The sequence below is a fragment of the Treponema sp. R80B11-R83G3 genome, assembly GCF_054786115.1.
Genome location: NZ_BDHF01000048.1, coordinates 1 through 12553, shown reverse-complemented (window position 1 = coordinate 12553; position 12553 = coordinate 1). Strand labels below are relative to the sequence as shown.

Here is a 12553-nt window from a genome sequence, read left to right as displayed (position 1 = left end):
ATTCATTAATAAAGTACAGGTTGTGATAACTTGCCAGCATGGAACAGAGTATCTCCCCGGTTTTAAAAAGATGGCGCAGGTAGGCGCGGGAGTACCCTTTGCAAACTTTACAGCCGCACTCTTTATCTATCGGCGAAAAATCAGCCGTGTTTTCGGCCTTTTTTAAGGCAAACGCGCCTTTATGGGTGTATACTCTGCCATTTCGCGCCTCACGGGTGAATAAAACGCAGTCAAACATGTCTATTCCTTGCTCTATCGCATTTAAAATGTATTCAGGAGTCCCTATTCCCATTACATAACGGGGTTTCTCTTCGGGCAATAAAGCACTAGTATAGGCTAACATTTCGTAAAAAATTTCAGAAGGCTCCCCGACTGACAAGCCGCCTATGGCAATGCCGGGAGTTAGGGAATCGACGCAGACCTCCGCGCTTTTTTTCCGTAAATCTTTAAAAAAATTTCCCTGCACAATGCTGAATAAACTGCCTTGATATTTCCCGTCCGCAGTAACTTCTTCCCATTTGCTTTTTGCCCTGTCAAGCCATTCCGTAGTAATCGCAAGGGCTTTTTCGGCTTCCTTCCTGCTTGCGCCATAATGAGAGCAGTAATCCAACTGCATCTGTATATCGCTGCCAAGAACCGCCTGAATTGTTACGGCTTTCTCGGGGCTTATAAAATGTTTTGAGCCGTCAATGTGGGATTGAAACCACGCGCCTTCCGGTTTAATTTTTCGCAGGGCGGAGAGGGAAAAAATCTGGAAGCCGCCCGAATCCGTTAAAATATTTCTGTCCCAGTTAATAAATTTATGAAGCCCTCCCGCTTTTTCAATTACTTCCTCTCCCGGCCTTAAATATAAATGATATGTATTTGAAAGGATTAAATCATAGCCGATTTCTTTTAAATCGTCCGTCGTTAGCGCTTTTACGGTTCCATTAGTACCCACGGGCATAAAAACGGGAGTAATAACATCGCCGTGGGGAAGATACAATATTCCCGTTCTTGCGGCGCAGGCATTGTCGCGGGAGGTTACGCTAAAACGCATCAGGTTTTCGCGCTCCGTAGAAGAAGCACTCCAATTACAATAAAAATTAAAACCGGAAACCACGCTCCTACAAACGGATGTATTATGTTAAGCCCAGCCATCGTCATGCTTAACATTTCCGTAATGTAGTAGACTACGGCTACAGACAGGCTTGTAAAAAGACTCATCAATAAAATATTTTTTCTGAATCTGCCGCCCATTGAGATTGAGAGTATCATTACAATTAGGGAGGTTGCGGCAAACGAATAACGGTGATAATAATTTGCCTGCGTGTGCTGATACGGAAGCCCGGCGGAACGCAAGTCTTTTACCAAAAGACCCGCGCTCTTTGCGGATAATTCTTCCACATTAACGGCTTTTCTTCTGAATATATCGGGATGTTCATTATATGATTCATCAACTGAAAAAGGATATATCCGCAATATGCCTTCTTCATCGTAACGGTAAATGACGGCGTTTTTAAATTCCCAGTAACCGTCCTTCCACTCGGCGGAAGGGGCGCGAATCTGCGATACAAACGAGCCTTTTTCATTCATCTCCACGACGCTTACGCCGTTTAAAATATTTTTTTCGCTGTCAAAATAATCAACCGAATAAATTATAAGCCCATTCCTTGCCTTTATTACGACATCCGCGTTGCTTTCCGTAACATACTGTTTTAACGCCCGCCTTGAAAGCTCATTTTTTTGTTTTAGCGTGGGTATAACTATTCTGTCGTCAAGGTAAAAAGAAAAAATGGAAGCGGCTAAACCAACCGCTACAAAAGACATGCTAAAACGCCATAAGGGTATTCCCGTGGCAAATACGCTTGTAAGCTCATTTCTGGCGTAAAGATCACCTAACGTGTACGCCGCTGCAAAGAGCAAGGACATCGGCATTGAGTAGGAAATACTTTTGGGAATAAAATAAAAGCTTATCTTTAAAATTGTCTTTATGGGAACTTCATTGTTAAGATAACGGATTAAATTTGCAAACATATCAATAAGCAAAAGCAAAAATACAAACATGGAAATAGCTATAAAAAAAATGGGCAAAAATTGGCGTAGAAGATATTTGTCAAGTATCATTATTTTATTCATTTGCGCACCTTAATTGCGGCAAGAACAAGCCCTATAAATAAAAAGAAAAAATTTGGAATCCACATCGATAAAAAAGGCGGCGTTCCCGCCCGCAGGCCCATTGTCTGCCCTATAAAAAGCATAGACCAATATAACACGGCGATAATATTGCCAAAAATAAAACCTACGGTCTGCCCGCTCTTCTTCGCCATCAGCCCCAGAGAAACGGCGAGAAAAACAAAACAAAACGCGCCAAGAGGAACGGAAAATTTCCTGTATATCTCAATTACATGAATGGTAAGGGATCTGTCACTATTAACGGATTCAAGCGCGGCGGTATCACGTTGAAAAACAGAGACAACCCCGCTTCTGCGGCCCCAGCCTTCTCCAGCCGGTCCCGCCCTTAAAATATTTTCTAAAGATACCATGTTAGCAATCATGCGCAATTTTCTGTCATTCATCCTTACGGCTAAATCGGCCTTTTTTTCCAAAATTGCGGAATGAACGTCCCGGGAGCTCATCTCCCTTGGGCTTACGCTGACATATTGCTGAATAATATCTTCATTGGAAACCCAGTACTGTAAATTGTCAGAATTAGCGTAATCGTAATCTTCTCTAACAATTTCTTTTGATGAATGAACAAACGCCCTGTCAAGATTAAGACTCAAGCCTTCTTTTCCGCCGTCTTTTAATTCCGCGCTGCTTGCCATTATGATACGGCGCTCTCCGTCTTCGGTCTTATCCATTATAAGCAGATTTTCAATTGTTTTATCTTTTACGCCGCCTGTTACAATTACGGTATCCTTGAATTTTTTCACTGAATTGGCTTCCATTTCCAGCGCGGGAGTGGAAACAAGTATCTTACGCCACAATTTGTTGAATTGTACGGTACCCGCAGGAAGCAGCACGTCGTTTGTAAAAAATGATAAAAGGGAAATAATTATTCCAACCGTTATAGCGGGGAAAAAAACATTTTTATATGACAGGCCAGATGAAAGCATAACAAGTATTTCATTATCGGACGTTAAACGCCCTACGGTCATAAGGGTTCCGACAAGGCACGCGAACGGAGCAGACATGGCGATTACCGTAGGCAGGGAAAAAAGTATTAAAAGGGCGACTTGATCAAAAGGCACGCGCTTGGTGAGGATTTCTTTCGCCATAAGGAGTATCTGGTTTACAAAGAAAATAAAAAAGAAAAAACCGAAACAAATAATAAATGAGAAAAGCATTTCGGTTAATATATAACGGAATATGGTTTTGGACAAAAAACGTTTGCTTTCAAGAGAATTAGCGTTTCTCCGCTGAAAATAATTAATAATTGAATTAACAATATTCTTCATTGCCCTTCCGCCAATAATAACGCCGCTAATTGCGCCGATTTATGCGCCGGTAGATCCAAAACCGCCGCCGCCCCTCGCCGTTCCGCCAAGTTCGCCAACCTCCGCAAGAGTTGCCTTACAAACGGGAGCGATGACAAGCTGTGCGATTCGCTCCCCATCTTTAATTATAATATCATCACCGCCTAAATTTATAAGAATTATATCTAAATCTCCGCGATAATCGGAATCTATAGTCCCTGGCGAATTTAGCACGGTTAAGCCTTTTTTAACAGCCAAACCAGAGCGCGGACGTACTTGACCCTCATAACCTTGCGGGATTTCGATTTTAATGCCTGTGGGAATTTTTACTCTTCCAAGGGGCGGAACTGAAACATCAGCGTCAAGGAAAGCGCGTAAATCCATACCGGCGGCCCCTTCGCTTTCATACTGCGGAAGAGCCGCGCGAGGGGCATTTTTAACTACTTTTACAAGTACTTCATTCAAACCGCTTTTAATTCCCGCTTTAATTTCTTCGTTGATTGCCGCTTTTTGTTTCAGGCGTGCCAGAGGGATCAATCGCGTCGATATACGAAAGATTGAGACGGCCCTGTTTGTCAATTTCCAGCAGCTTGACCGGAATTTGCTGGCCTTCTTTTAACACGTCCGTAACCTGCGCAATCCTCTGCCTTGAAAGTTTGCTTATGTGGACAAGTCCTTCCTTGCCCGGCAGTATCTCCACAAACGCGCCAAAGTCCATTATGCGCTTTACAGTCCCGTTGTATACCCTGTCAACTTCCGGGTCGCAGGCAATGCCGACAACGGCGGCTTTCGCGTCTTCCGCGTCCTTCGTGCTCTTGCCGAAAATTGTCACGGTGCCGTCATCCTCAGTGTTAATCTTAACCGAATATTGTTCGCATAACGCTTTGATGTTCTTCCCGCCGGGGCCTATAAGCGCGCCTATTTTATCAATGTCAATCCGCAAAGTGACAATCTTGGGGGCGTATTCGCTGATTTGCTCGACAGGCTTGTCTATACATTGGTTCATTATCGAAAGAATATGCATCCTTCCACGTTTTGCCTGATCAAGCGCCTTGCGCATAATTTCAGGGCTGACACCGGCGATTTTTATGTCCATTTGAAAGCCCGTTATCCCGTCTTTGGTTCCGGCGACTTTAAAGTCCATATCTCCCAGGTGGTCTTCCTCGCCTAAAATGTCAGATAACACCGCGAATCTGTCGCCGGGACCGGCTTTTCCTTCGGTTATAAGGCCCATCGCGATGCCCGCCACGGGTTTTTTCATCGGGACTCCGGCGTGAAGCATTGAAAGAGTTCCGCCGCAAACTGACGCCATCGAAGAAGAGCCGTTAGACTCCATAATTTCCGAGACGACACGGACAGTATACGGGAACTCGTCTTTTGTGGGAATCATCGCTTTTAAAGAACGTTGGGCAAGATTGCCATGCCCTATTTCCCTGCGCCCCGTTCCCATTCTGCCGACTTCGCCGACTGAATAGGGGGGAAAGTTATAATGAAGCATAAAGTTTTCGCGTTTGTCGCCTTCAATGTCGTCGTAAATCTGTTCGTCAAAAACCGTTCCCAATGTCGTAACCGCAAGCGCCTGAGTTTCACCTCGCGTAAATAACGCCGAGCCGTGCGTGCGCTGTAATATTCCAACTTCGCAAGTGATGTTACGGATGTCTTCCAACCCTCTTCCGTCAACGCGCTTTCCGTTATTCAAAATTGAAGAGCGTAAAATCTCATACTGCATATCTTCAAATAACGCGTCGAAAAGTTTTTTTTGGTTTTCATCTTCAAGCTGCGCTGAGTGTTGGGCAGCCAATTCGGTTTTAACGGTTTTAATGCCGTCGTGCCTTTCCTGTTTTGTTGGAAGGAAGCAGGCGGTTTGCAGTTTTGGAAAAGCCGCGCCTCTTATGGCGTCCGCATTTTCAAGGGAATAAGGAAGCGGAGTGAGGGGTAGCTTAGGCTTTCCCGCAAGCTCGCGCAGTTTTTCCTGCAACGCGCAAAATTCCTTGATCATGGCGTGAGCTTTATCAAGCGCCTGTATCATCAGCTCTTCGCTAACTTCTTTCGCGCCGCCTTCCACCATAGTGATGCCGTCTTTAGTACCGGCGACCATGATTTCCATTGTGGAATTTTCTATTTGTTCATAAGTGGGATTCACGACAAGCTGGCCGTCTATTTGGCACACGCGCACTCCGGCGACCGGTCCGTTAAATGGAATGTCAGAAATATGGACGGCGGCGGAAGACGCGATAATCGCTAAAATATCAGGCGGATTTACCTGATCGGTGGACAAGGTTGTCGGTATTAATTGAATTTCGCGCCCGAAACTTTTGTCAAAGAGGGGGCGCATCGGCCTGTCAATAAGGCGTGAGACGAGAATCTCCTTATCCTTTGGACGGCTTTCCCTTTTTATAAAACCGCCGGGAATCTTCCCTGCGGCGTAATATTTTTCGTTATAATCGACTGTAAGAGGCACATAATCCATGCCTTCTACCGGTTCATGTGAAGAACAGACAGTGGCTATTACCGCCGACCCCGCGTATTGGGCAAAAACAGAACCGTTTGCCTGTTTCGCCATCCTGCCGGTTTCCAGAACTAAATCCTTTCCGGCGACTTGGAGCGTTACTTTTTGCATCATAATTATTTACGCAATCCCAGGTCTTTTATCAGTTTTCTGTATCCTTCCAGATTAATCCTTTGAATATACTTTAACATTCTGCGTCTTTTGCCGACCAGAATTAAAAGCCCCCTTTGTCCTGATTTGTCCTTTTTAAACTGCTTGCAGTGTTCCGTAAGCTGGTTGATCCGCTCGGTAAGCAAGGCTATCTGAACTTCTGTAGCCCCCGTATCCTTCTCGTTTTTGCCAAATTTGGTTACGATTGATTCCGCTTTTTCTTTGGTTAATGCCATTTTCTTCTCCTGTTTTTAACCCTATTATTTTACGGAATAATGGCATAAAACGGGAAAAATGTCAACTGGCCTATATTCGCAAAGAATTCACACAAAGAGCACAAAGGGGAAGAGGGGATTTTTGTCCGTTATCTTGTCGTAAAGCTCACGCTTTGCCTTCAGACAAAAATTCCCTCTTTTCTTACTTTGTGATCTTCGTGTGAAACATCTCAAATAAAACAGCTTGACTATAAAATGAGTATATTTTATACTCTAACAATAGAAATTATCAATGTATCGTGTATTTTAATTAAAAACTATAACCATCAGGACAGACATATGGAGCAAAATAAAAAAAGTGAAACAAAAAACGAAATAACCTTGATACAAAACATGATTTACGATATTCGGGGACATAAAGTCATGTTTGACAATGATCTTGCGGTATTGTATCAGGTTGAAACCAAATACCTCAACAGAACGGTAAAAAGACATTTAAAACGTTTTCCGTCCGATTTCATGTTTCAACTTACTGATAAAGAATGGGAACTTTTGCGGTGCCAATTTGGCACCGCAAAAAAGGTAGAAAAAATGAGGTTCAATCCTTATGTTTTTACTGAACAAGGCATCGCTATGCTTTCAGGGCTTTTAAACAGTGATATTGCCATTAACGTTAATATACAGATAATGAGGGTGTTTGTTCAATTAAGGCATTATGTAGTTACTAAAGAAGATACCAATGAGCAAATTGCAGAGTTACGAAAACTTCTCATGCTCTATATTGAAAAAAACGATAAGCGCGTGAATGATATTATCATTGCCTTGAACAATCTGCTGGAACATCCAAAGCCAAGCAAAAGGATAGGTTTTAATGCTGACGATTGAGTAACACCAAGAAACATACAATTAGCCATTAGCAATGAAAAATGAGCAATTAGCAATTTCGTTGTTTGCTGGCGCGGCTTCTTGGCAAAAATGCTATGCTTGCTAACTTCGCTCTTTAATTGCTCACTGCTCATTGCTCACTGCTACACCCTCTTCACAACAATCTTCTTACCCTTAACGCGCGTAACTTTCACTCCCCTGCCCGGATCAATTCGCTCTCCGTCCGTAACCGCTTCGTAGATCTCGTCATCGATCAGCACGGTTCCTTTTGGGGACATTTCTGAGTCGGTAACGGCGATTCTTCCAAGCAGGGAAGAAAGGTCTTTCATACGCCCATCAGTTTGCTGTACGCTTCCAACGCGCCGTCTCCAAAATTGCCTGACAGCACTTTTTTGGTGAGGGTTTTTCCAAGCTGGACGCCTTCCTGATCAAAACTGTTGAGGTTCCAGACAAAACCTTGAAACATCACTTTGTTTTCATAGTGGGCAAGCAATGCCCCCAATACGGCGGGCGTTAACCGCTTTCCAAAAATCAGGCTTGAAGGGCGCTCGCCTAAGAACTCTTTGTTTCCGTCTTCGTTGTCCTGGCCTTTCGCGAAAGCCACAATTTGAGCGGCAAGATTCGCTTTTAACTTTGTCTGGCTTACGGAACCGTCCACGGTCACATCATCGCCCCTCTGGCTTTCGAGAAAACCGATAAATTGAAGCGGGATAATGCCCGTCCCCTGATGGAGAAGCTGATAAAATGAATGTTGGCCGTTTGTTCCCGGTTCGCCAAAAAGGACGGGGCCGGTGCTGTATTTGACAGTATCCCCAAAGCGGTTTACGCGCTTGCCGTTTGATTCCATGTCCATCTGCTGCAAATGCGCCGGAAAACGAGAAAGCGCCTGACTGTACGGCAAAACCGCCGTGTACGGGTACTGTAAAAAATTGCGTTCCCAAATGCCGATTAGCGCGTCAAGAAGAGCGGCGTTTTTAAGAATATCCGGTTCTAAGGCAAGCTTGTCGGTTTCGGCGGCGCCTGCGAGAAACTCCTTAAATGTTTCAGGGCCGAAGGCGAGGGACAGGACGCAGCCGCCGACTGCCGATGATGACGAATAACGGCCTCCCACATAGTCGTCAATGTAAAAAGAGTCAAGATAGGCGCTGTTACGCGCAAGAGGGCTTGTTTCGCTCGTTACGGCGATCATCTGTTTGCTGGGGTGAAGGCCGGCTTTTTTCAGTTTGTCTTTTACAAAAAGCTCATTGGAGAGAGTTTCCTGTGTCGTGCCGCTCTTGGAAACTAAAATGAACAGGCACTGTTCAAGGTTACAGGACGCTATTATCGCGGAAGCGTCATCAGGGTCTACATTGGAAATAAATTTCGCGTCAAGCTTTTTTTTGCCTTCCGCGACAGCCCAGTTATCAAGGACAAGGTACATGGCGCGGGGGCCTAAATCGGAGCCGCCGATGCCAATCTGCACCACCGTGGTAAAATCCTTGCCTGTGGAGCCTTTATATTTGCCGTTATGCACGTCAGAGGCAAAATCGCAAAATCTTGCAAGTTCTTTGCGGTAAAATTCCCCAATATCTTTTCCGTTCTCAATAACAGGCTGCCCCTGCTGTCCGCGTAACAGATGATGAAGCACTTTCCGTTTCTCGCCTGTGTTCATCACCTCCCCGTTAAGAAGGGTTTTGTATTTTGCGATAAGCTCCTGCTCGTCCGCAAGATCCTGCAATAATTCAATACACTTCTTATTAACCGGTTTGGCGGCCCACGAATACTTAAGCCCTGCGGCCATTGGAACAATACACTCCCCTACCCTTTTCGCGTCAAGTTTGTCCCTAAAAAGAAACGCTTTCGCCGCATGTTTTGAAAGTTTTTTAAATGCGTCGGTTTTATCAAAGTTAAAATATTTCATAATATTCCTCCATGAATTCCATTTTATCTTATATTTTAGATTTGGACAATTACATACTAATTAATATATTTAATTAGTAATATCACAAGGATGAGGTATGCGAATATGACAACGATCCCTGCCAAGGCATTAAGAAAATTCGCCAATAATAAGTTCCTTGTCTTTTCATGCTTTCTTTTCTTTATTATTGCTTTGTCGGCTATTACGGCATATTCAATTTCCGCGCACCAAATGAACCATTCTTTTATTGAACAGCAGCTCTCCATAGCGTCTGAAACAATGCGGCTGCGTTTGGCAACTTCGGTAAACAGCGAACTCGCCCTTGTGCTGAAAATGGCTGATACTCCGGTAATCAGGCAGTATTTTTTAAATCCTTCTGATCCTGTTCTTAAATCTCAAGCCTACGCCGAATTTGCCATTTATCAGAAACACTTCAATAATAAACTGCTTTACTGGATTAATGACGTGGATAAAATATTTTATTCAACAGGAAAAGCCCCATACGTCGTCAATCCTGATGATCCCAAGAATTATTGGTACAATTTAACGTTATATGAAACAGAAAAATATATTTTTAACATTAATTATAACCCTGATTTGGAAGAAATATACCTTTGGGTCAATGTCCCGGTATTTGTTACGGCGGAGACAGGCAAAAAGCCTATAGGGATGATTGGCACAGGCGTAAATCTTACTGACTTTTCAAGTTTTGTAGCTTCCGGTTATCAGAAATTCGATGAAAATATCACAACATATATGTTCAATAAATACAATGAAATAACTTCGGCGGCGGATTATGAACTGGTTAAAAATAAAGTCCGCCTTGACGAACACCTTGGCAAAACCGGAAAAGAATTAATTATGGTCGCGCATGAGCTTTCCGAAGGTGAAAGCCGGAGCTTCGTCTATGATAAAAATATATATCTGGTAAACTCCATCCCGGCGATGAAATGGTATATTATCGTTAGTTATCCGATGCCTGGCTTTTTTTCTTTGAACCATGCCATGAATACCGTATTTTTCAGTATGTTATTTCTTATCTTTTTCTTGTTTATCATTATTAATATTTTTGTCGCCCACTCTGAAAATGAAATGGCAAAGCATAATATGCGGCTTCTTGACGCAAACCGAAAGGCTGAATCCGCTTCCAAGGCAAAAAGCGATTTTCTCGCGAAAATGAGCCACGAAATCCGCACGCCTATGAACGCGATTACGGGCATGGTGGAACTTCTGCTGAGGGGAGAACTCTCATCTGAAGCCAAAGGCTACGCGCAGGATATTAAACAGGCGGGGAATAATCTTGTTTCTATAATTAACGATATTCTTGATTTTTCAAAAATCGAAGCGGGAAAACTGGAAATTGTTTCCGTCAAATATATGCTTTCGTCTTTGATCAACGACACGGTCAACATTATCCGTACTCGGCTTAAAGAAAAACCGATACGGTTTTTTACAAACATCGACGGGAGTATTCCCAACAGCCTTATCGGAGACGAAGTGCGCCTTCGCCAGATTCTTCTTAATCTGCTGTCAAACGCGGTAAAGTATTCGGAAAAGGGGCATATCGGTTTGACCATTACCGCTGATAAACAGGACGATAAACAGGTCATGCTGAGGATAGACGTTTCCGATACCGGAAAAGGGATAAAACCGGAGGATCAGGCAAAACTCTTTAACGAGTTTGTCCGGATAGACATGAAGAAGAACCAAGGCATTGAAGGAACGGGACTTGGGCTTGTCATTACAAGCCGGCTCTGCACGGCTATGGGCGGACAAATAACCATGGAAAGCGAATACGGCAAGGGCAGCGTATTCACGGTAATTATCCCGCAGGGCATTGAATCAAAAGAGCCTTTCGCCGTTGTACAGGAGCCGGAAAAAAAGAAGGTGCTTGTCTATGAAAGCAGAATTATCTACGCTAAATCTTTATGCTGGTCGCTTGAAAAAATGAAAGTTCCTTATAACATGGTTACGACTCAGAATGAGTTTGCATCTTCACTGTACAGCGAAGAATGGTTCTATGTGTTTTCAGGTTACGGCCTTTACGAAAAAATTAAACCGCTTATGGAACAGAGCGATGCTGTTTTCTATGGAGGGAAGAAGCCGCGTCTTGCCCTAATGGTGGAATGGGGTACGGAAGTAAATGTCTCCAAGACGCGCTTTATTTCCATACCTGCACAGTCCCTGTCCATTGCCAATACCCTGAACGGCAAAGTTGACCGCCGGAATTATTTTGAAGACTCCGACAATTCCGGCGTTATACGCCATACCTTCCCCAATGCGCGGCTGTTGGTAGTGGACGATATTGCCACTAATCTAAAAGTTGCCGAGGGGCTTCTGTCCCCCTATAACGCGAAAATTGACACCTGCCTAAGCGGCGCGGAAGCGATAGAACTTGTAAAACAGAATAAGTACGATCTTATTTTCATGGATCACATGATGCCGGAAATGGACGGGATAGAAGCTACGGCGATCATAAGAAAATTAGAAATGAAGAACGAAGTGCCAGGAATTAGCGGAAAGCAAATTCCTATTATTGCATTAACCGCTAACGCCGTTGTTGGAATGAAGGAAATGTTTATCGAAAAAGGTTTTAATGACTTTCTTTCAAAGCCGGTAGACGTTTCAAAACTGGATGAAATGCTTGACCGCTGGATAAAGGGGGGGAAAAGGGCAATGAGCAATGAGCAATTAACAGTTAGCAATGAACAATTAACAATTAGTAATGAGAAATTAGCAATTAGGAATGAACAATTAGCAGTTAGCAATGATAATGAGGGGAAAGATAAACTATCAGACAAAGATAACAATTCTTCATTGCTCATTGCTAATTGCTCATTGCTAATTGATAATGCTAATTGCTCATTGCTAACTATTCCCGGCGTGGACGTGCAAAAGGGCGTCGATTTGCTCCGCGGGTCTTTGAAGGCCTATAAGAGTATGTTGGGCATTTTCTGCAAAGACGTAGAAGACAGACTGCCGCTTCTGCAAGAAACGCATGAAACTGACCTTCCTTTGTTTACTATTAACGTTCATGCCCTTAAAAGCGCCTGCGCCTCTATCGGAGCTGCGGAGATTTCGGCTCTTGCCGCAAAATTGGAAGCGGCAGGGAAAGCCTCGGATATGGCTTTTATCCGCGAACACCTGACTGCCTTTTTACAACAGCTTACTGAACTGTTAAAAAACATACGCGCCGCCTTAACTACAACCGATTCTTTGTGAATATCAACCAAGCCTGAGGTTATCCAAAAAGAACAGTTCTACCACGAACCACACGAACTAGCACGAACCAAGAGAGATTTGAGCTTACCACTGATAGGCGCATAAACAGAGAACTGGGGTTTAGGTGGTTTTTGTCCGTTTTTTTATCGTAAGTCTTACGTCAAGCCTTAGGACAAGAACCCCTTAACTCCCGTTCTCTATTACGCTCTACAAA

At 43.7% G+C, this 12553-nt stretch carries 10 protein-coding genes; 2 read left to right on the top strand and 8 right to left on the bottom strand.

Going from position 1 to position 12553, the window contains the following annotated elements; genetic code table 11:
- The 6 genes from tgt to rpsO all read right to left on the bottom strand — a co-directional run.
- Positions 1–1039 (bottom strand): tRNA guanosine(34) transglycosylase Tgt (gene tgt, locus ACYVRH_RS08195; RefSeq protein ID WP_461256431.1); only part of this gene is annotated, 1039 nt, incomplete at its 3' end.
- Positions 1039–2118: an LptF/LptG family permease gene (locus ACYVRH_RS08190; protein ID WP_461256430.1), complete on the bottom strand. Its 1080-nt coding sequence runs from the start codon at positions 2116–2118 to the stop codon at positions 1039–1041. The genes ACYVRH_RS08190 and tgt, both read right to left, overlap by 1 nt.
- A complete protein-coding gene (locus ACYVRH_RS08185; protein WP_461256429.1) occupies positions 2115–3440 on the bottom strand; it encodes an LptF/LptG family permease in 1326 nt (441 codons plus the stop codon). The genes ACYVRH_RS08190 and ACYVRH_RS08185 overlap by 4 nt, the downstream gene beginning before the upstream one ends.
- Before the next feature lie 39 nt (positions 3441–3479).
- The gene (gene dut / locus ACYVRH_RS08180) at positions 3480–3923 is read right to left on the bottom strand and encodes a dUTP diphosphatase (RefSeq protein WP_461256432.1); all 444 of its coding nucleotides are present in this window, start codon (positions 3921–3923) and stop codon (positions 3480–3482) included.
- Between the two features lie 19 nt (positions 3924–3942).
- Positions 3943–6081, bottom strand: coding sequence for a polyribonucleotide nucleotidyltransferase (gene pnp, locus ACYVRH_RS08175; RefSeq protein WP_461256428.1), 2139 nt, complete (start codon positions 6079–6081; stop codon positions 3943–3945).
- A 2-nt stretch (positions 6082–6083) separates the two neighbouring features.
- A complete protein-coding gene (gene rpsO, locus ACYVRH_RS08170) occupies positions 6084–6353 on the bottom strand; it encodes a 30S ribosomal protein S15 (RefSeq protein ID WP_461251942.1) in 270 nt (89 codons plus the stop codon).
- A 318-nt stretch (positions 6354–6671) separates the two neighbouring features.
- On the opposite strand from rpsO, the gene ACYVRH_RS08165 reads away from it, so the two are divergent.
- The gene (locus ACYVRH_RS08165) at positions 6672–7217 is read left to right on the top strand and encodes an ORF6N domain-containing protein (RefSeq protein WP_461256427.1); all 546 of its coding nucleotides are present in this window, start codon (positions 6672–6674) and stop codon (positions 7215–7217) included.
- Between the two features lie 143 nt (positions 7218–7360).
- Here ACYVRH_RS08165 and ACYVRH_RS08160 read toward each other — a convergent pair whose 3' ends face one another.
- The gene (locus ACYVRH_RS08160) at positions 7361–7546 is read right to left on the bottom strand and encodes an NfeD family protein (protein WP_461256426.1); all 186 of its coding nucleotides are present in this window, start codon (positions 7544–7546) and stop codon (positions 7361–7363) included.
- Positions 7543–9117 carry a glucose-6-phosphate isomerase gene (locus ACYVRH_RS08155; protein WP_461256425.1) on the bottom strand — a complete coding sequence of 525 codons (1575 nt, stop codon included), beginning with the start codon at positions 9115–9117 and terminating at the stop codon, positions 7543–7545. The genes ACYVRH_RS08160 and ACYVRH_RS08155 overlap by 4 nt, the downstream gene beginning before the upstream one ends.
- A gap of 105 nt (positions 9118–9222) precedes the next feature.
- Between ACYVRH_RS08155 and ACYVRH_RS08150 the strand changes: the two genes are divergently transcribed.
- Positions 9223–12339, top strand: coding sequence for an ATP-binding protein (locus tag ACYVRH_RS08150; RefSeq protein WP_461256424.1), 3117 nt, complete (start codon positions 9223–9225; stop codon positions 12337–12339).
- Positions 12340–12553 lie beyond the last annotated feature (214 nt).